This window comes from Bacillus sp. 01N45 (assembly GCF_056399205.1).
This window is the reverse complement of the sequence record NZ_JBFTQW010000008.1, coordinates 173,556-193,997: the sequence shown is the minus strand read 5'-3', so window position 1 is coordinate 193,997 and position 20,442 is coordinate 173,556. Positions and strand designations below refer to the sequence as shown.

General features: G+C 33.3%; 22 protein-coding genes and 2 pseudogenes. 20 read left to right on the top strand and 4 right to left on the bottom strand.

Translation table 11 applies throughout. The features are described from left to right. Positions 1 to 106 precede the first annotated feature (106 nt). Complete coding sequence (locus AC1DMU_RS19820) at positions 107 to 826, top strand: lysophospholipid acyltransferase family protein (protein WP_088063254.1); 720 nt, start codon at positions 107 to 109, stop codon at positions 824 to 826. A 40-nt stretch (positions 827 to 866) separates the two neighbouring features. On the opposite strand, the gene trhA is transcribed toward AC1DMU_RS19820, so the two are convergent. Then, positions 867 to 1,523 (bottom strand): PAQR family membrane homeostasis protein TrhA, encoded by a 657-nt coding sequence (gene trhA / locus AC1DMU_RS19815; protein WP_000136880.1) that lies wholly within the window; start codon positions 1,521 to 1,523, stop codon positions 867 to 869. Between the two features lie 213 nt (positions 1,524 to 1,736). Between trhA and AC1DMU_RS19810 the strand changes: the two genes are divergently transcribed. From AC1DMU_RS19810 to AC1DMU_RS19795, 4 genes are all read left to right on the top strand, one after another. Then, on the top strand, positions 1,737 to 1,922 hold the full coding sequence (locus AC1DMU_RS19810; RefSeq protein WP_000492443.1) for a twin-arginine translocase TatA/TatE family subunit: 186 nt from the start codon (positions 1,737 to 1,739) through the stop codon (positions 1,920 to 1,922). A 42-nt stretch (positions 1,923 to 1,964) separates the two neighbouring features. Beyond that, on the top strand, positions 1,965 to 2,708 hold the full coding sequence (gene tatC, locus AC1DMU_RS19805; protein ID WP_088063255.1) for a twin-arginine translocase subunit TatC: 744 nt from the start codon (positions 1,965 to 1,967) through the stop codon (positions 2,706 to 2,708). Between the two features lie 328 nt (positions 2,709 to 3,036). Next, a complete protein-coding gene (locus AC1DMU_RS19800) occupies positions 3,037 to 3,288 on the top strand; it encodes a DUF2535 family protein (protein WP_000629012.1) in 252 nt (83 codons plus the stop codon). A gap of 152 nt (positions 3,289 to 3,440) precedes the next feature. Then, positions 3,441 to 4,283, top strand: a complete 843-nt coding sequence (locus AC1DMU_RS19795) for a DegV family protein (protein WP_033657798.1) — start codon at positions 3,441 to 3,443, stop codon at positions 4,281 to 4,283. Between the two features lie 199 nt (positions 4,284 to 4,482). On the opposite strand, the gene AC1DMU_RS19790 is transcribed toward AC1DMU_RS19795, so the two are convergent. Further along, positions 4,483 to 5,457 (bottom strand): MBL fold metallo-hydrolase, encoded by a 975-nt coding sequence (locus AC1DMU_RS19790; protein ID WP_088063256.1) that lies wholly within the window; start codon positions 5,455 to 5,457, stop codon positions 4,483 to 4,485. Positions 5,458 to 5,792: 335 nt separating this feature from the next. On the opposite strand from AC1DMU_RS19790, the gene AC1DMU_RS19785 reads away from it, so the two are divergent. Next, the gene (locus tag AC1DMU_RS19785; RefSeq protein ID WP_046959312.1) at positions 5,793 to 6,380 is read left to right on the top strand and encodes an SCO family protein; all 588 of its coding nucleotides are present in this window, start codon (positions 5,793 to 5,795) and stop codon (positions 6,378 to 6,380) included. Positions 6,381 to 6,414: 34 nt separating this feature from the next. On the opposite strand, the gene AC1DMU_RS19780 is transcribed toward AC1DMU_RS19785, so the two are convergent. Beyond that, a complete protein-coding gene (locus AC1DMU_RS19780; protein WP_001288088.1) occupies positions 6,415 to 6,879 on the bottom strand; it encodes an Hsp20/alpha crystallin family protein in 465 nt (154 codons plus the stop codon). 217 nt (positions 6,880 to 7,096) lie between these two features. On the opposite strand from AC1DMU_RS19780, the gene asnB reads away from it, so the two are divergent. From asnB to AC1DMU_RS19730, 10 genes and pseudogenes are all read left to right on the top strand, one after another. Next, the gene (gene asnB, locus AC1DMU_RS19775) at positions 7,097 to 8,998 is read left to right on the top strand and encodes an asparagine synthase (glutamine-hydrolyzing) (protein WP_000333826.1); all 1,902 of its coding nucleotides are present in this window, start codon (positions 7,097 to 7,099) and stop codon (positions 8,996 to 8,998) included. A 93-nt stretch (positions 8,999 to 9,091) separates the two neighbouring features. After that, entirely contained in the window at positions 9,092 to 9,451 is a 360-nt protein-coding gene (locus tag AC1DMU_RS19770) for a GNAT family N-acetyltransferase (RefSeq protein ID WP_048541207.1), read from the top strand. 48 nt (positions 9,452 to 9,499) lie between these two features. Then, on the top strand, positions 9,500 to 9,829 hold the full coding sequence (locus AC1DMU_RS19765) for a hypothetical protein (protein WP_046955685.1): 330 nt from the start codon (positions 9,500 to 9,502) through the stop codon (positions 9,827 to 9,829). 344 nt (positions 9,830 to 10,173) lie between these two features. Continuing rightward, positions 10,174 to 11,019, top strand: a complete 846-nt coding sequence (locus tag AC1DMU_RS19760; RefSeq protein ID WP_088063257.1) for a phosphatase PAP2 family protein — start codon at positions 10,174 to 10,176, stop codon at positions 11,017 to 11,019. A gap of 144 nt (positions 11,020 to 11,163) precedes the next feature. Next, the gene (locus tag AC1DMU_RS19755) at positions 11,164 to 12,129 is read left to right on the top strand and encodes an ABC transporter substrate-binding protein (RefSeq protein ID WP_088063258.1); all 966 of its coding nucleotides are present in this window, start codon (positions 11,164 to 11,166) and stop codon (positions 12,127 to 12,129) included. Between the two features lie 131 nt (positions 12,130 to 12,260). After that, positions 12,261 to 13,136 carry a D-amino-acid transaminase gene (gene dat, locus AC1DMU_RS19750; protein WP_088063259.1) on the top strand — a complete coding sequence of 292 codons (876 nt, stop codon included), beginning with the start codon at positions 12,261 to 12,263 and terminating at the stop codon, positions 13,134 to 13,136. Between the two features lie 98 nt (positions 13,137 to 13,234). Next, the gene (locus AC1DMU_RS19745; protein ID WP_046955687.1) at positions 13,235 to 13,882 is read left to right on the top strand and encodes a nitroreductase family protein; all 648 of its coding nucleotides are present in this window, start codon (positions 13,235 to 13,237) and stop codon (positions 13,880 to 13,882) included. Between the two features lie 259 nt (positions 13,883 to 14,141). Beyond that, positions 14,142 to 14,630 carry a putative periplasmic lipoprotein gene (locus AC1DMU_RS19740; RefSeq protein WP_048541213.1) on the top strand — a complete coding sequence of 163 codons (489 nt, stop codon included), beginning with the start codon at positions 14,142 to 14,144 and terminating at the stop codon, positions 14,628 to 14,630. 65 nt (positions 14,631 to 14,695) lie between these two features. Next, positions 14,696 to 14,950 (top strand): annotated as a pseudogene (locus tag AC1DMU_RS19735) (hypothetical protein). 114 nt (positions 14,951 to 15,064) lie between these two features. Continuing rightward, positions 15,065 to 15,613, top strand: coding sequence for a cysteine hydrolase family protein (locus AC1DMU_RS19730; RefSeq protein WP_476941549.1), 549 nt, complete (start codon positions 15,065 to 15,067; stop codon positions 15,611 to 15,613). A gap of 35 nt (positions 15,614 to 15,648) precedes the next feature. Here the strand turns inward: AC1DMU_RS19730 and AC1DMU_RS19725 are convergent. Then, positions 15,649 to 16,097, bottom strand: a pseudogene (locus tag AC1DMU_RS19725) (NUDIX hydrolase). Between the two features lie 253 nt (positions 16,098 to 16,350). Between AC1DMU_RS19725 and AC1DMU_RS19720 the strand changes: the two are divergent. The 4 genes from AC1DMU_RS19720 (at position 16,351) to AC1DMU_RS19705 (ending at position 20,226) form a co-directional block, all read left to right on the top strand. Continuing rightward, a complete protein-coding gene (locus tag AC1DMU_RS19720) occupies positions 16,351 to 17,244 on the top strand; it encodes a mechanosensitive ion channel family protein (RefSeq protein ID WP_088063260.1) in 894 nt (297 codons plus the stop codon). Between the two features lie 154 nt (positions 17,245 to 17,398). Continuing rightward, the gene (locus AC1DMU_RS19715; RefSeq protein ID WP_088063261.1) at positions 17,399 to 18,517 is read left to right on the top strand and encodes a GAF domain-containing sensor histidine kinase; all 1,119 of its coding nucleotides are present in this window, start codon (positions 17,399 to 17,401) and stop codon (positions 18,515 to 18,517) included. Between the two features lie 14 nt (positions 18,518 to 18,531). Further along, a complete protein-coding gene (locus tag AC1DMU_RS19710) occupies positions 18,532 to 19,179 on the top strand; it encodes a response regulator (protein ID WP_048541220.1) in 648 nt (215 codons plus the stop codon). Between the two features lie 192 nt (positions 19,180 to 19,371). Then, the gene (locus AC1DMU_RS19705) at positions 19,372 to 20,226 is read left to right on the top strand and encodes a MurR/RpiR family transcriptional regulator (protein WP_088063262.1); all 855 of its coding nucleotides are present in this window, start codon (positions 19,372 to 19,374) and stop codon (positions 20,224 to 20,226) included. Positions 20,227 to 20,442: the final 216 nt, after the last annotated feature.

The window sequence follows — 20,442 nt, the reverse complement described above, 5'->3', positions numbered from 1 at the left end:
AATACTTGAAAATGTCCAAGCACTTGCTGTTTGGACATTTTTTCTTCTTTTTCCTTCGTTTGTCTAGTATAATGAAGGTCGGAATGATAATAGGTGGGGGTTCTGTATGATTCAAACGTTTTTTAAAATCTTTTATTTAATTTTAATCGTAATTGCGATTACACCGAGAATGTGGCGTCTGAAAAGACAAGTAAATACGATGTCGCCACAAGAAAAAGATAATGTTGTGTATAAAACGACAAATTGGTTTGGTAAGAAAATGGTACGTGTAGCTGGTGGGACAGTTGAAGTAAAGGGACTGGAAAATGTTCCAAAAGATAAGCCGGTACTAGTTGTAAGTAATCATCAGAGTAATATGGATATTCCTGTTTTACTAGGTTACTTAAATAAACCAATTGGATTTGTTTCAAAAGCAGAGATTAAGAGGTTTCCAGTTGTACCAACTTGGATGGAACTTATGAATTGTGTATTTATGGTTCGTAATGATCGTCGTCAATCTCTTCAAGCGATTAAAGATGGAATTGGGCTGTTAAAGAACGGGCATTCAATCGTAATCTTCCCAGAAGGGACGAGAAGTAAGGGTGGCGAAATTGGAGAGTTTAAGGCTGGGAGTTTTCACCTTGCAGTAAAATCTGGTGTAGCAATCTTACCTGTAACATTAGATGGGACATATAAAATGTTTGAAGCGAATGGAAACCGTATGAAACCAGCTCATGCAACAGTAACAATTTCTAAGCCGATTACAGCTGAAGAGTATGCGAATATGGATATTAAAGAATTAACGAAGCATACACAGGATGTTATCGCATCACAATTACATAAGTAATAAAAAAAGGTTTCAGCTTAATATAAGCTGAAACCTTTTTTTATGCTGTAGGTAAGACATAAAAGAGTACGCAGAAGAACATCATCGCACTACCACCTAAAACGAAAAGATGCCAAATGGCATGATTGAAAGGTAACTTTTCCCAAAGGAAGAATATAGCCCCTACAGAATATAAAATTCCGCCTGCTAAAAGTAGTGAAAAACCATGTCCAGTTAGATTTTCATAAAGTGGTTTAATAGCAACGATTATGAGCCATCCCATTATGATATAACATAATGTTGATGCCTTAATAAAGCGACGTACAAAGAAAATTTTGAAGATGATACCTCCGAGTGCTAGTGTCCATATAATAGCGAGTAACGTCCAGCCTAATGGTCCGCGAAGCGTAATAAGTAAAAAAGGAGTATATGTGCCAGCGATTAATAAATAAATGGCTGAGTGATCTAGTATAGTAAATAATTTTTCTACTTTTGGATGATGAATGCTATGTAACAAGGTCGAAAACAAGTACAGTAAAAACATGCTTACACCATAAACCGTAAATGCAACTACAGCAGATGCGGTACCATGCTTAGAGGCATGAATAATTAATATAATTAAGGCAGGGATGCTTAAAATGGCACCGATACCATGTGTAATTGCATTTGCAATTTCTTCTTTCACAAAATGTGTCATTCGTGTCATTTTTTCAGTCATAATGCAAATCCTTTCTACTATCATAAAATAATATGTCACTTCCCTTACCATATCATACACAAGGGCAATAGAAAATGAAATTTGTATAATTGATTATATTTTTGAATTTTTTTGACAAAAGGCAATGGATTTGTTGACGTTTTCAAACTTTTTTGACAAAATAAAATTATGCAATAGTAGGACAAGGAATCTACTAATAAAGGGGATGGAGAAATGTTTTCAAATATTGGCTTTCCAGGATTAATTTTAATTTTAGTAGCTGTACTCATTTTGTTTGGGCCGAAAAAATTGCCGGAAATCGGAAAGGCTTTAGGGGAAACGTTAAAAGAATTCAAAAAATCAACGAAAGAATTGACTGATGATGCATTTCAAGAGAAGGAAAAGAAAGAAAAAATGTAATGAATTTTCCTCGAAATGGATAAATAAAGTGTGGTGAACGAGATGGAAGATCGGGAAATGAGCGTAGTAGAACATATTGTTGAGCTTCGCAAACGAGTAATATATACAGTACTATCCTTTGTCCTATTTTTAATTATCGGATTTACTTTTACGAAGGATATTTATTTTTGGCTAGTAAAAGATTTACCAATGAAATTAACTGTTCTCGGTCCAAGTGATGTATTATGGATTTTTTTCTCGATTGCTACAGTATTTGCTATCGTTTGTACAATTCCTTTTGCTGCTATACAAATTTGGTTATTTGTAAAACCGGGTTTACATCCAAATGAACAAAAAATGACAGTAATGTATATACCGGTATTGTCTATATTATTTATTGCAGGTTTATGTTTTGGATATTTCGTTGTAATGCCGTTTTTATTTCATTTTTTAACTACGATAGGTAATGAAATGTTTAATACGATGTTTACGACAGAAAAGTATTTTCATTTTGTTCTTAATTTAACAGTTCCATTTGCTGTAATTTTTGAATTACCTGTAGTTGTCATGTTTTTAACGAGTATTGGACTGTTAACGGCGGAATTGCTAATAAAAATAAGAAGGTATGCTTACGTAGCATTAATTATCATTGCATCGTGTATATCACCGCCGGATTTTTTATCACATAGTTTAGTAGCGGTACCGCTTATTTGTATTTATGAAATTAGTATCGCTTTATCAAAGATTGTCAGTAAGCGGAAAAAGAAAAGAGGAGAAGAAATACAGTCGAAAAGTGCCTCGTTATAAGGGCACTTTTTTTATTTATTTGTTATACTTTAGACATAAACGTATACAATATATAGAAGAAAAAAATTATAGAATCTCCAAAATTTAGACAAACTTTGCGCTTTGCTAAGTTTATACTAAAATTATTAAGCAATATACGGATAGCGGGATTCCTGTCTGATCGGATATTTAGGATGGAGGATGAATAGAGTATAAATCTTCTAACCAAAAGGACTACAGGGATTGACTAAGGATACTTTTGTATTCATAGAAGTCTCCACTTTAAACAACGTGTTACAGCGTAAAGTAGAGGAAGTTCAAAAATCCAATGAAAAAGAGGATTGATATTGTGATTACGAAAAGTTTTTATTTCACTCATTCAACAGGGGATTGTATTAAAATATTCGAAATCCCTGTCCTACAGGCACAGCATCCATTATCGTTTCTAATTCAGTCTCGTCTTCAATTATTTATTGCAAAAATTCAAAAACAAAAGCACCCAAGATTTTCGTATTCTTTCCGTGAATATTTGCAAAATTGTTTGAAGTGGAATGATTATTTAAATGTATATAAAACAAATACCCTTGAAAAAAATGCATGATACAAAGTATGGACAGGGTTAGTAAACTCTGTCTTTTTCATTTTAGGTATAAAAATATAATTAATTTGGTGAAATTTGTTCGAAATTGTTGAAAGCACAGGGAATGCTAGTATAATAACAAGGAGAGCGTATTGGAAAGGGAAGAATATAATATGCAAAAAATTAAAATTGTAACAGATTCAACTGCAGATTTAACGCAGGATGTAATCGAAAAGTATGGCATTCATGTGCTACCATTATCAATCTCTGTAAATGGACAAACATATTTAGATCGCGTTGATTTACAACCTGATGAATTTATTGAAGAAATGATCAAATCAGAGGAATTACCAAAAACATCACAACCGGCAATGGGTACATTTGTAGAAATGTATGACAAGTTAGGTGAAGATGGAAGTGAAGTACTTTCCATTCATATGACAAGTGGAATGAGTGGTACTGTGGCAACTGCCAATAGTGCTGCATCAATGACCGACACAAAAGTAACAGTTGTTGATTCTCAATTTATTACACATGCTTTAGCATATCAAGTAATAGAAGCTGCAAAAATGGCAAATGAAGGACGCTCACTAGAAGAAATTTTAAAACGTGTAGATGAAGTGAGAAAGAATACTCGTTTATATGTAGTAGTAGATACATTAGAAAATTTAGTGAAGGGTGGGCGTATCGGTAAAGGAAAAGCGTTTATCGGTTCGCTACTCAATATAAAGCCAATTGCTAGCCTTGAAGATGGTGTTTATAACCCTGTAACGAAAGTGCGTAGCCAAGGTCAAATTGTAAAAACGTTAGCTAAGTTATTTGAGGAAGATACAGCTGGAAAAGTTGTAAAAGCTGTTGCAATTCCGCATGCGAAAGCAATTCCTTTAGCTGAAAATGTAAAAGCGGCTGTTGAAAAAGTGAGTGGATTTGCTCAATCAGAAATTTTCTTTACAACGCCTATTATTAGTACTCATACAGGTCCGGGTGCAATCGGATTTATGTATTTAGCAGAGTAATAAAAAAGCTACTTGAAATGAATTTTCAAGTAGCTTTTTTATGTGAATAGAAAGTAAGAAATAAGAAGGGTTATACAGGCACTCCCGCTAATGATATAGCGAGTCTGTAAATATTTATTCATAGAAAACACCCACTGATTAAAGTTTTACTTTATGATTTTCTATAGTATATGTTGGATATAGAAAATAAGTAGTTACGTTATACGTGTAATGTTTCAATTTTTTCATTTACTTGCTTATCGTTTGTTGCGCTATTATAAGTAAAAGTTTGGCCTAAAAAGAGTACATGCAGTTGTTCCCACGGTAACATACGTAAATTCCAATTATTTCGGAGCCTTGTTACTGCCTCGCGAGGTGTTTCATCGGCAAGGGCAAAAGCTCCGTAATGCATCGGTATAAAGTGTGTAGCGTTTAAATCTAAATAAGCTTGCACTGCCTCTTCAGGTGAAACATGAGATACTTTCATAAACCACTCTGGTTCATAAGCGCCAATTGGCATAAGGGCAATATCAATTGAAAAGCGTCTGCCAATTTCTTTGAAACCTTGGAAATAGCCACTGTCACCACAAAAATAAACGGTTTCTTTCGTTGGTTCATTATTAATAATCCATCCCCCCCAGTGAGATGTATTCATATCAAATAAGGATCTTCTCGTCCAGTGCTGGGCCGGTACGAAGTGAAAGGAAACATCATTAATGATCGTATTTTCCCACCAATTATACTCTTCTACACGAGTAAATTTTTTGCGAGTAAATAGTTTTTTCAGTCCAATAGGTACAAGGTATAAAACATCATCATTTAGCTGGCGAAGCGTTGAAAAATCTAAATGGTCATAATGACCGTGTGAAATGAGGACAATATCAATTTTAGGTAGTTCTTGTATAGAAAGACCAGGTTCAGTAAGTCTTGGAACTAATTTTAATTTAGTAGCCCATACTGGATCTGTTAATATATTCAGCCCATTCGTTTGGATAAGGAATGTGGAATGACCAATCCAAGTTACAGACGTCTTTTCAAAGTTGGTTTGTAGGAATTTACTTTGCTTAACAGGTGATTGTTCTACTAAAAAAGAAAAATCCTTTTTATTTTGTTTTCGTTCTTTTCGCCAACGTATAAAGGAACGAATTGATTTTTTTGTACTCACATTATCCATGTTTTCATAACGTTTTGTCATGAACATCACCTCATTTAAAATCGTTGTAATTGTATTGTACCGAAATGTTGTTAAGGAATACAGTGTATAACATGGATGAATGTTTAAGGAATTGTTAAAAAATAGGGGGATGCGTTTACAAAAGTAACAATAAAATTAGTTTTGCAACTTCTATTTAGAGAAATAATAGTAAAAAAATAAATTTTGTCTAGTAATTGGCTTGAAATAAAGAAGTAACATACGTAAATTCGTACGATTTCGTGAACAAATGTAGTAAACAATTTTCTCGTAGTGTTAACTTTTGTTATGATAAACATAACCTATTTAAATTTAGGATAGAGAAAAGAGGTTTATAAATGAAGCGTTATCAAAAAATAATTGGTCTTATGGTTGTATTTTGTCTCTTTGTACTTGCTGGATGTAGTGGATCGGGTTCAAAGCTTCGTAAACCATTGAATTGGGATTTAGAAACTTTCCAATTTACAAATCAAGATGGAAAGTCATTTGGTACAAAAGATTTAAAAGGGAAAGTTTGGGTTGCTGATTTTATGTTCACAAATTGCCAAACAGTTTGTCCGCCAATGACTGCCAATATGGCAAAACTGCAAAAGATGGCCAAAGAAGAGAAATTAGACGTTCAGTTTGTTTCGTTTAGTGTAGATCCAGACCTTGATAAGCCGGAGAATTTGAAGGCTTTCATTCAAAAGTTTACAGAGGATACTAGTAACTGGAATTTATTAACGGGTTATTCATTAGAAGATATTACAAAGTTTTCAAAAGATAATTTCCAATCACTTGTAGATAAACCTGAGGATGGTCAAGTTATACATGGTACATCATTTTATTTAATTGATCAAAACGGAAAAGTAATGAAAAAGTATAGTGGTATTAGTAATACGCCGTACGAAGACATTATACGTGATATGAAGAGATTAGTGGATTAAAAAGAAGGGTGCACAGCACCCTTCTTTTTTTACATTAGTCTATGGATAAAATGTCATGTTGTTGTGGAAGTTTTGGTGCCCGAATTTCTAACACGCCGTTTTGATACGAAGCTTTCGCTGCTTTTTTATTAATTGAGTACGGTAATTTAATCAATCTTGATGCTTCTGAAATGGAACGTTCTCGGCGATAATAGTTATGAGATGTTTCTTCCTCGACCTCTTCAAGTATCTCTTCTTTTACAGAGACTTTTAAGTATTCACTTTGTATTTCAATTTGAATTTGTTCTTTTTGTATACCTGGTAGTTCAGCTGTAACAACGAGTTCTTCACCAACTTCATATAAATCTACGGGGAATGTTAATAAACGATTTCCTTTTTGGAAAAAATGATTTAAATCAGCGATTACATTGCGAAGTGGTGTTTGCTCGAAGAAATCATCAATTTGCTTTAAATAATTGCGAACCGGTGGGCGAGAAGAGTCTTTTTTTTCTTCACTCATGGTATTCCCTCCTAGAAATCAATTTGCAATATCATATGACAAAAGCGGAGAAAGGTGATTGCCTAGTTTTCATGTTTTCATAAAAAATTGTTAAAAATGTGAAATGGAGTGATTTTTTTATAGTTTTTGGTCGCCATATTCAATTGATTATGCTAGTATAAATAGGGTTGATATAGTAGTATATAGACAGAATGAAAACTGAAAGAGGGTAAGAAGTATGTGTGGTTTTGTAGGATGTTTATGTGAAAACCCTAGAGAGTTTTCAGAAACAGAAAAACATCAATTTGAAAATATGAACACGATGATTTTCCACCGTGGTCCAGATGACGAAGGATATTTTCGTGATGAACATGTACAATTTGGCTTCCGCCGTTTAAGCATCATTGACTTAGAGGCAGGACATCAGCCGCTAACTTATGAAAATGATCGATATGTAATTATTTTTAATGGTGAAATTTACAACTATGTAGAATTACGTGAAATGTTACTTGAAAAAGGTGCAACGTTTGCAACACAATCTGATACAGAAGTTATCATTGCATTGTATGCACATATGAAAGAAAAATGTGTAGACTATCTTCGTGGTATGTTTGCATTTATGATTTGGGATCGTGAAGAGAAGAAACTTTTCGGTGCACGTGACCACTTCGGTATTAAACCTTTATACGTCGCACAACAAGGTGATACTACATTCTTCGCATCTGAGAAGAAAAGTATTATGCATGTGATGGAAGATAAAGGCGTTAATCCAACGTCACTACAACATTACTTTACGTACCAATATGGTCCAGAGCCAGAAACATTAACAATTGATGTTAATAAAATCGAGCCTGGTCATTATTTCGTAAAAGAAATCGGTAAAGAGATGGAAATCCATCGCTACTGGAAACCTTATTTCAATGCTTCAAGCGCAACGAAAGAGGAGCATATCCAAGCAATTCGTGATGTGTTGTATGATTCAGTAAAAGTGCATATGCGCAGTGATGTACCAGTAGGTTCATTCTTATCTGGTGGTATCGATTCATCTATTATCGCTTCTATCGCAAGAGAAATGAATCCAAATCTTTTAACATTCTCAATTGGTTTTGAACAACGTGGTTTCAGTGAAGTTGATGTTGCAAAAGAAACTGCTGAGAAATTAGGCGTTAAAAACCATAACGTATTCATTTCAGCGAAAGAGTTTATGGATGAGTTCCCAAAAATCATTTGGCATATGGATGATCCTTTAGCAGATCCAGCAGCTGTACCATTGTACTTCGTTGCAAAAGAAGCACGTAAGCATGTAACAGTTGTTCTTTCAGGTGAAGGTGCAGACGAGCTATTTGGTGGTTATAACATTTATCGTGAGCCAAACTCACTAAAAATGTTCTCTTACATTCCTAGCCCAGGTAAGAGCGTTCTAAAAGCATTAAGTGGTGCTCTTAAAGAAGGATTTAAAGGAAAGAGCTTCCTAGAGCGTGGGTGTACGCCAATTGAAGAGCGTTACTATGGAAACGCGAAAATCTTCCGTGAAGAAGAGAAAGTTGAATTAATGAAGTATTACAATGAAAGTGTTAACTATATGGATATCACGAAACCATTGTATAACGAGATTAAAGATTATGATGATGTAAGCAAAATGCAGTACATTGACATGTTCACATGGTTACGCGGTGACATTTTATTAAAAGCTGATAAAATGACAATGGCAAACTCATTAGAACTTCGTGTACCGTTCTTAGATAAAGAAGTATTTGATGTTGCATCTAAAATTCCAACTGAATTTAAGATTGCTAACGGAACTACGAAAGCTATTTTACGTGAAGCGGCACGCGGAATCGTTCCAGATCACGTATTAGATCGTAAAAAACTTGGATTCCCAGTACCAATTCGTCACTGGTTAAAAGACGAAATGCATGATTGGGCTATCAATATTATAAACGAGAGTAAAACAGAGCATTTAATCGACAAACAGTATGTATTAAACTTACTGGAAGCACATTGTGCAGATAAAGGCGATTATAGCCGTAAAATTTGGACTGTACTTGCGTTTATGGTATGGCATCAAATTTATGTTGAGCATAAATACGATACGAATAAGTTCCACGAAGAAACGAAACGTGCGTATAGCTTAGTTTAATTAGAAAAACCTTAAGATCGCATATGGTCTTAAGGTTTTTTTCATAAATAGGACGTATTATTGATACAATAATAGTAAAAGGATGGACAACATATGATTACGTTTGAAAAAGTAACTGTAGATAATGAAAGCGTTGTTAAAGAAATGTTTCGCTCACATAGTTTAACTGAGAATCAAGTACAGTATTGTGTGAAAGTTGATGATACATATATTGGTGTAATAGACTATAGTGTACAAGAGGAGAGTGCAATTTTATCGCAGTTAATTATTCACTTTGATTATCAAAGTTACGGTTATGGGACAAATACGTATTTTACATTTGAAACGATGATGAAAGAAAGAAACGTGAAAGAGATAAAGGTATTACAAACGGAATTAACAGAACAAGCAAAAACTTTCATAGAGAGCTTTGGTTTTAATGAAGAAGATGGAATATATGTGAAGAAAATATAACGATGAGTAGTTGTGCGAGATAAATATAAGGCAGGTGGATATATGACGATGACTTCTGGTCTTGTATTAATTGGAGGGTGTTTTATAGTAGCAGAGCTAATCCATATGTTCATTCGAAAAAGAATGAATAAGAAAAGAAAGCCGTATGAATTACAATATGCCCCTGTGTTTTTCCTTTTATTTTGTATGCTTATTACATTACAAAACATAACGAACTTTCCACCGCTTTTAAATATTTTTTTAAAGTTCGGTTTGCTGTATAGTAGCACTGGAATAGCCCTTTTATTTCTTTTATTTTGCATACGTTATATTCACTATCAATCGTATATATTTATTTTAAATTGGTTAAAGCACAATGATAGAAACCGCCTTACATAAGGCGGTTTTTTTATTTGTAATTGTAATGGTTTTGAAAGTTATACGTATGCTGATTTATTTAATAGTAGTTCCATATATCAAAAAACAACGAGGTGCAATTTGACATGGAATATAAATAAGTGGATAACAAGATACAGATATTTTTGTATATAAAGCTCAAAATTTCATTAAAATTTATAAAAATAATTAGATGATTTAACATATTATCTATTATTAGTATGTGGTACTATATATTCTTAATCTGTAACGTAAGTAGGTGTATAAATTTGAAATGTTAATCAACTAGTTTATCTTAAGTGCTGACAAATAGCAGGATTAAATTTTGGGGAGGTTTCGTTTTTTTTATGTTTAATTTGGATATTTTATTTCTTGAATGGATGACCAGTGTGGAGGGAAGTGTGCTTACAATACTTTTTAAACTTATATCTAGTATTGCAAATGAAACGTTGTATTTAGTCATTATTTCGATTTTATATTGGTGCGTTTCTAAAAGAAAAGCATTTCATATGATTGTTATGCTTTGTTTCTCTGGGTATATAGGGATAGTGGTAAAAGAATTCATGAAAATCCCGCGACCGTATACATACGAAGGAATTCAGGCTTTATATGAAAAATCAGCTGCAGGTTATTCTTTTCCAAGTACACACGTCCAGTTAGCGACAACATTTTGGGGCTCTTTTATGATGTTATGTAAAAAGAGAATCATTTGGATCATTGGAATTATTTTTATAATATTGGTTGCTACTTCTCGTCTATATTTACGTGTACATTGGCTCAGTGATATAATAGGTGCCGTTTTAATTAGTGTCATAGTTGTTTATTTATATACGAAAGTAACAGGGGAATTAAGTGATAGGAAATTTATATTGTTACAACGAATTGTATTGGCAGTTTCACTCATTATGTATTTTATGACTGACCAAATAGATAATTTAAAATTACTTGGAGTTTTGACAGGTTCTACGATTGGTATCATGTTAGAAAATCACTTTATTAAAATGAATGAAAATAATAATTTTAAAATACAAGTAGTAAAAACAGTTTTAGGCCTTAGTTTCATGTTAATGATACAGCTCATACTAAAAAAAGTAATACCTGATATGTATTATGTACGTTATGCATTGACTGGAATTACAATTACTTTCTTATGTCCGTTTATGTTTCACATGTTACGGTTAAAAAGTGAATAGCAAATAAGTACAAAAATATTTTGAATAAAAATGAGGTCGAAATTATATATATTGAAAAAGTTTTCTGATATATCTATTGACAATGTATGAGATATACATTAATCTTTAAATGTTAATGAAAATCATTTTCAACTAGGAGGATTTATGACACGCACTAAAAATATTCTTATACTTTGCATTATGTTATTAATGGTCATAATTGCAGGTTGCGGTAAAGAAGAAGAGAAGAAAGATAAAGATACATCAGTAAAGGCAAAAGATTCATATAGTATAAAGCATGCAATGGGCGAAACGACAGTAAATGGTACACCAAAAAGAGTTGTTGTTTTAACGAATGAGGGTGCTGAGGCACTTTTAACTGTTGGAGTAACGCCAGTTGGAACGACAAAACCACGAGCTGGGGATGAATGGTATCCTCATTTAGCGAATGAGTTAAAAGATACGAAAGTAGTAGGAACTGAGCGTGACATTAATTTAGAGGCAGTAATGAAGCTTCAGCCGGATTTAATTATTGGAAATAAAATGCGTCACGAAAAAATATACGAGCAGTTAAAAGAAATCGCGCCAACAGTATATGCTGAAACATTGCGCGGTGATTGGAAAGAAAACTTTACGCTTTATACAAAAGCTGTAAATAAAGAAAAAGAAGGGCAAAATGCTCTTAATGATTATAAAAAGCGTATTGCAGGAATAAAAGAACAATTAGGTGATAAAATTAACTCTAAAGTTTCAATTATTCGCTTCGTCCCAGGTGATGTTCGTATTTATCAAAAAAATTCATTCTCAGGCGTTGTATTAAATGATATTGGATTTAAACGACCACCATTACAAGATAAAGATGAATTTGCGATAAAAGGAATTACAAAAGAACAAATACCAAATATGGACGGGGACTACTTATTCTATTTCACATCTGATAAAGATGCGGATAAGAATAATAAAGGAAACACGTTAGCGAAAGAATGGACAGAAGATCCGCTCTTTAAGCAGTTACAGGCTTCTAAAGATAATAAAGTATTCGAAGTAGATGAAGTGATTTGGAATACAGCAGGTGGTATTGTAGCTGCAAACCTTATGTTAGATGATATTGAAAAATATTTTTTAAAGTAAATGAATGGTCGAGTACATCACCTTAAATGGGTGATGTACTTTTTTATTTGTGAAAATACAGAAAATTCCTTTTTTTGAGTGTGGATAAGTTGTACAATTAAACCAATTATGGAATAAAGGAGTGGGAATGAATGAAAGCTACTCATAAAGATTGGATTTTGTTTAACGGAAGAATTGTAAATACGAAGGAAGAACAGCCGATGATTCCATTAGAGGAGAGAGGCTTTCAATTTGGTGATGGTATATACGAGGTATTCAGACTATATGATGGGAAGCCGCATTTATTAGATCTACATTTGGAACGATTCTTTAATTCTATGGAAGAAATAAAACTAATTCCACCTCTTACTAAGGAGGAGTTAGTGGAAGAGTTGCATCAAATGATTGAAAAAAATCAATTTCAAGAAGATGGGAATGTATATTTGCAAATATCAAGAGGTGCTCAAGCACGTAATCATGTATATGAGTCAAATATGCAACCAACATATTTTGCAAATATTGTTTCGTTTCCAAGACCAATTGCTGCTATGGAACTGGGAATAAAAGTTACGGTAGAAGAGGATATACGGTGGAAGTTTTGTCATATAAAATCTTTAAATCTGCTACCTAATATTATGATTAAAAATAAAATAAACGAACAAGGCTATCAAGAAGCGATATTAGTACGAGATGGAATTGTAACTGAAGGGTGTCATTCAAATTTCTTTATGGTGAAGAATAATAAATTGATTACACATCCGGCTGACAACTTCATTCTACACGGCATTACACGTCACTTCGTTATTACATTAGCGAAAGAGTTACATATTGAAGTAGAAGAACGAGAATTTTCACTACAAGAAGTATATGAGGCTGATGAGTGCTTCTTTACAGCGACACCACTTGAAATATTCCCAGTCGTTCAAATAGGTGATGAACAGTTTAGAACCGGCGAAAGAGGACCAATTACAAAGAAACTCCAAGTTGCATATGAAGAAAGTATTCGTTTATTTAAAGTTACGAACTAATATTGAAGAAAAAAGCTGGTATTCCTCCAGCTTTTTTTCATGATATAATTCAAACATAGGACAAGATTTGAAAACGTTGTAAAAAGGGGATTTAATGTATGAATTATGAAGATTTTAAAGAAGTAATTCACGGTAGACGAAGTGTTAGGAAGTTCACAGAACAAGAAGTATCCATTAGTGACATAAAAGAAATTATTGATTGTGCTCGTTATGCACCGAGTGATACGAACTCACAAACTTGGGAGTTCTTGGTCATTATGAACCGAGAGAAAATTAAAGAAATTGAGCAAATGACTTGGGATGCATTACATAAACTTGCGGCAAAAGCGGCAGAAAACGGAGAAGAGAAAGCAGGGAAATTACTTACCCGTTCATTTGGACCATATGCAACAGCTTTCTCAGAGGCACCTGTATTAATCGTGTGTTTGGCAACACCATATGAATCAAAATTTCGCGAAAAGATATTTGATCCAATTGCTTTTGTTCCAGATTCAGTTTGGGAAGAAGAAGGAATTAAGAGTAGCTGTTTAGCGGCACAAAACTTAATGTTGGCTGCACATGCGAAAGGGCTGGGTACTTGTCCAATGACAGGACCGGTATTGTTAGCTCAAGATGAACTACGACAATATTTACAAATTGAGTCTGAAAAACAAATAAATATGGTTATTTCACTCGGTTTTCCGAAAGATAAGCCGAAGAAACTTCCAAGAAAAGAAGTAGATGAGATTACAACATTTGTTTTTTAAAGCTTAAAATAAAAAGACATTGAATGAACAATGTCTTTTTATTTTGGACAGGTATGTAATTAATTTGTTGGGCTAAAATGATAGATAAGAGGGAATTACTATTTATTTCATAAAAAAAATTAATGTTCTATTAAGGAAAGTATGATACATTAATCGTGGGCAAGATTCTATTTGTTCATGAAAGTGTTGAAAATAGTCTTAAAATTTAAAAGTTATTTTTGTATAATAAATTATAATGAAATGACAGGGGGGATGAATTTTGAAAAAATTCATAATCACTGGATTGTCTGTATTGTTATTAGCCGGTTGCGGTGCTCCACAAGAAAAAGAGGATGCGCAATCAAAGCAGGAAGAACGAGTTGTAAATGCAAGTAATGAGAATATAGTAGTATTCCCTGAAGGCGCAGTACCAGTTGGTGAAGGAAAAGTAAAAGTTATTACACCAGATGGTACTTCTGAAAACGGCAATATACCAACTGTATTCATCAAAAAGGATACTTTAATTCAACATGTTGAATTAGAGCTTTCTAATTTTCAAAATGATAAAGAAACATTTATATTTGTAGATCAAGTATATGCAGATAAACATCAAGTCACTAGTACAACACAGACAACAGTACAATTAAAAGAAAAGACACTTGAGACAGGTAGTCATACGATTACTGCAGTTCAGTATGAAAACAATGATCCAAAAGGAAAGGTTATTAGTTTAAATCAAGCAACATTCGAAACAAAACCAGCGTCATAAGAAGAATAAAAAGTACATTACTCAAAAAGTAGTGTGCTTTTTTGTTTATACTAGAGGATGTAACAGTGAATAACTTGTTTCGTTTTCTAATACGATTAAGTAGGAAGAAATCACTTGTTTCTACTATGATAGAGAAAGAGGCTGAAGATGTGAATCGATGTATTCGTATCGTCTTGATTATTTTAACGATGTCAGTCATTTGGTTTATAATCCAAGAGGTGACTCAAATTACGCTCAATTAGCAAATTCATGATTTGTTAATAGGAGCTATTTGTTTTACCATTGTTTATCTATTATATGATAAACAATGGTTAAGGTAAGTTTTACATGAAAAATGTAGGTATTTCATTTGAAATGTCGAATAGTACATACGATGTCGTAATAACAAATTTTCTATTGTTTACTGTGAAACAGGAGAAGGGGAGATAGTGGTTATGAAACGAGCTCTTATTAATATTGATTATACATATGATTTTGTAGCTGAAAAAGGTGCTTTAACATGCGGGAAACCAGGACAAGAAATTGAGAAGGAAATTGTCCATATAACGAAAGAATATATTGAAAATGGAGATTATGTTGTCTTTGCGATCGATAAACACGATGAAAATGATGTATATCATCCAGAATCAAAGTTATTCCCGCCTCATAATATAGCTGGTACAAATGGAAGAGATTTGTTTGGTGAATTACAAGATGTGTACGAAACATATAAAAATGCAGAGAATGTATATTATATGGATAAAACACGATATAGTGCATTTGCAGGAACAAACTTAGAGATGAAGTTAAGAGAAAGAGGAATAGAAGAAGTTCATCTTGTAGGTGTTTGTACTGATATTTGTGTTCTTCACACAGCAGTAGACGCTTATAATAAAGGATTTAAAATTGTAGTTTACGAAAAGGCAGTTGCATCTTTTAATGTGCAAGGACATGAATTTGCACTTGGACATTTTAAGTCATGCTTACATGCAGAAGTGAAGTGAAAAAAAGAGGCCTTTAAAAAGGTCTCTTTTTTCGTTTAAATTGAGACGAGGTTTCGCTCGATTAGTTTTTTTATGAACGGACTAATTTTTTCTGGTAACCCATTTAAGTCAAAAAATTGTACATGTAATGATTCTAATCCATCAGCTTTTAACGTACCACCTGTAATATCTTTGCAAAGATATGCGATTGTTATAGGGTAAAATTCATCTCCGTTCGGTAATTTTACAAAAAATTCTTTTCCGGAAAATACGCTTATTAACTGTAAAGAGCCTATTTCAATCCCTGTTTCTTCAAGCACTTCCCGTTTTCCGGCTTCTTCCGTTGATTCGCCAAGTTCAACGAATCAACGGAAGAAGCCCAAATACCACTTCGTCTCTGTTGTAGTAATATTTGTTCTTTTTCATTGAAGACAGCTACAGCAACGCCAGATAAATTGAGTGGTCTTGATCCAATAACTTCTCTTAGTTCTTCGATATAGCCCATTGTTAGTTAACCTCCGCGAGTCAAAATATTTACAAATGAACTATTCGGTATTGTGTTAATATTTTCCTTTTTTGAGATATGTAGCGCAGTCATAAAATAAAGTCGGTTATAAAAAAATTCTAATGTAATCTCCCTTTAGATAATGAAAAAGGGTATATTTATAGAAGAAAGTGTAACAAGTTTTAAGGAAATCAAAAGGTATGACAATAAATTAGTTTTTCATGAAATTTTCATTAGTTAAGGGTGTGGATGGATGAGTTTATTAACGTATACTGAAGAATTTTTTAATTATGTACGTGAGTTTTTACTTTTAAGATTTTTACTATTTGCATTAGTTTTAATCATTATCTCTTTTGTAATCAACCGTATTATTGATTGGTTTTTTAGGAAATCAAGCTTTTTTGATGAAGAGGTAGAGCAAACGATTCAAAGTGTGATTCGATCTATTTTTAGATATATCATTATCATCAGTCTAATCATATATTTAATTAGCCAATTTGTAGATATAAAAAGTATCATTGCAGGTGCAGGGATAGCGGGAGTCGTTATTGGTTTTGCTGCACAACAGATGTTAAAAGATGTTATATTAGGCTTTGCGAGATTAGCGGACAAAGAGTTTCGTGTTGGCGATTTTGTTACTTTTAACGGAACAAATTCAGGAACAATTGAGGAAATTAGTATTCGTTTTATGCAAATTCGTGAATGGTCAGGAAAACTTCTTACGATACCACACGGAGAGATTAGGACGATACAAAATTTTAATAAAGGATGGATGCGCGTAATTGAACGGATTACGGTAAGTTATCAGGAAGATCCTACAAGAGTTAAGGAATTGTTAGAAGAAGTTTGTGTTAATTGTAATGAAAGATTGGCTTCGAGTCTTTATAAAGTAGAGGATGAAGCTGTTGAGCCGTTTAAATATGTTGGTGTCACAGATTTAAACCCGAACCTTAAATATGTTGGATATGAATTTTGTATTACAGGTTTAATAAAGCCAGAAGATTATTTTGAAACTTCTAGACAAGTAAGGTTTGAATTAATGTCTATGTTCCATAAGAATCAAGTGCAAATGCCAGCAGCAAATATGGTCGTTACTACTGAAAGTTTACAGCATAACCATGGTGGACAATCTTTATCGGACAGCTAAAATAGAATAGTTTGTTAACAAAAATCTAGCTTCCAACATTGGATAGAAAAATAATAAAATGATTAATTTAAAGAAAGAACTGAAGGAATTCAGTTCTTTCTTATTTGTAGAATTTAGAAATTTCTTAATGTTATAATGATAGATGGTGATGAAAATGAACTTTGAAGAAAAAGAGATGCATCGTTTAGAAGCATTAAAAGCAATTGCAGAATTATTAAATGAAGCAACAGACTTACAAGTCATGTTAGAAAAAGTGTTACATACATTGTTACAAGTTATGAATTTACAAACAGGGTGGATATTCTTTATCGATGAAAGTGGAAAGCACCGTATGCTTGTAGATGAAAACTTACCACCGGCTCTTACATGGAAAGAGAAGAAGCCGATGTGTGAAGGGGACTGCTGGTGTGTAGAGCGTTTTGTGAATGGCAGATTGGAAAAAGCGACAAATATTATTGAATGTAAGCGAATAGAGGATGCGATTGAGTGTAATTGGGGAGAGACAGAAGATGTTACGCATCATGCGACGATTCCACTTAGGTCTGGATCGGAGAAGTTTGGTCTATTAAATGTAGCCTCACCTCAAAAAACACACTTTTCAGAGGAAGAATTGGCATTATTAGAATCGATTGCATTTCAAATAGGAACGACAATACAACGTATTCAGTTAGTAGAGAAAGAACGTAAATACGTAGTGGTAGCTGAAAGAAATCGACTTGCACGTGATTTACATGATTCAGTAAAACAATTGTTATTTTCTATAATGCTAACAGCAAAAGGTACTTTAAATATGACGCAAGATAGAGACTTGCAAGAGATGTTGAGCTATATTGGAGAATTATCACAGGAAGCATTACAAGAAATGACACTTTTAATTTGGCAATTAAGACCGGAAGGATTAGAGAAAGGTTTAGCAGAAGCAATTAAAAATTACGGAAAGTTGTTAGGGACCCACGTGGAAGTTCGAATTGATGGTATGGTTTCAATTGGAGATGAAATTGAAGAAGTTTTATGGCGTATTAGTCAAGAAGCAATACATAATTGTAAAAAACATGCTTCATGTGAAAAGGTAAATGTTCTTTTAAAAATAGAAAATAACCAGTTGTATTTTTACATAGAGGATAACGGAATAGGATTTATACAAGATCACGTAAGAGAGTCAGCGCTCGGTTTAAAAAGTATGAAGGAACGTATTCAGTTAATGAGGGGATCATTTCAAATAAAAACTGAGCTGAAAAAGGGTACAAAAATTGAAATTCAATTGCCGGTTTAAAGGGGAGAAGAAGATTGAAGATTAAATTACTACTAGTTGAGGATCATCATATCGTTCGAAGAGGACTTGTGTTCTTTTTAAAAACGAGAGAAGAATTTGAAATAGTTGGGGAAGCAGAAAATGGTGAAGAGGCATTAACATTCATTCAAACGGAAAGACCAGATGTAGTATTAATGGATCTATCAATGCCGAAGATGGATGGTATAGAAGCAACAAAACGGATAAAGCAATATGATAAAACAATAAAGATACTTATATTAAGCAGTTTTTCAGAGCAAGATTATGTTTTACCAGCACTGGAAGCTGGAGCAGATGGTTATCAATTAAAAGAAGTACAACCAGAGCAACTTGTTGCTTCTATCATTGCAGTACATGAAGGAAATGCGAATTTTCATCCGAAAGTAACACCAGCACTATTCGGACGATCAGCAGTTAAGAAAGAAAAAGAGAACCCTTTTTCCATGTTAACAAAAAGAGAGCAAGAAGTACTTCGTGAAATTGCGAAAGGGCGAAGTAATAAAGAAATTGCAGCAGAGCTTCATATTACAGAACAGACTGTGAAAACACATGTTTCAAATGTTTTAGCTAAATTGGAAGTAGATGATCGTACGCAAGCTGCATTATATGCGGTGAAGCACGGGGGAAATAATAAGTATGAATAATTATGTCCCATGTTACGACAGAATACATAGGAGTATTTAAAATTTATCCCGCTATTTGCGGGCTTATAATTAGTGGGAGATGTACAATACTCTCACTGATTAAAGTTTCAATTTATAGTAGTGCTAAATAAAGGTTTTTCTTCTTTCTATAATTAGGTACAATAAAACTACGATGGAAGGGGAAGATATGCTATGCCAGGTACAAGAAGTGGGATTGGAAAGATTCAGGCTTCGTTAAATGGTTTATCACCGAAATTGCGAAGTATTGCCGAACATATATTGAAACATCCACAAGATGTTGTACATAAATCTATTACAGAATTAGCTGAAGTTACGAATAGTTCTGAAGCTACGATATTCCGCTTATGTAAGCACCTCGGTTTTCAAGGGTTTCAAGATTTAAAGATTACATTAGCTCGTGAAATTGTACATACTCCTATGCAAAATATTCATGAAGAAGTATCGGCAGAAGATAGTATGGTAACTGTTGCTAAAAAAGTTTTTCATTCGCATATTACAGGACTGCAAGATACATTGCATTTGTTAAATGATACAGCGCTAGAGCAAGCCGTAAAGGTATTGCAAGATGCAAGTCGTATTGAGTTTTATGGAAATGGTGGTTCTGGTATTATAGCGATGGATGCATATCATAAATTTATGAGAACGGGTATTTCTTGTATTGCTCATACAGATTCACATTTTCAAATTATGGGTGCGGGTTTACTTACTAAAGAAGCAGTGGTAATTGCAATTTCTCATTCTGGTAGCAATAAAGGGTTACTGGAAGCGTTAGAAGTAGCAAAAGCAAGAGGAGCTCGCATTATTGCAATTACGAGCTATCAGAAATCAGCATTAAGTCAACTTGCTAATATTACATTATATACTTCAACACGTGAGACGGAATTCCGTACAGAAGCAAGTTCATCAAGATTAGCACAGTTAAGTTTGTTAGATACTTTATACGTTGGGTTATCGTTACAACGCCAAGAAGAGACATTGCAAAATTTACAAAGTATACGCGAAACAATTTCGATGAAACGAATATAAAAAGTCCTTCAATTGAAGGGCTTTTTATATTGGCAAATAGTCTTTTGTGAAAATTTGATGATTATAATTTCCTGTTTTAAAAAATCTTTATTAATTGAGTTTTTTACTCCCGCGTAGAGTTCTAATAAACTATACATAGATGCAATTTCGGTTTTCCCTTCAAATAAACATTTGGTTAATAATTCAAATATTGTTCAATATTTAACAATAAGCTTT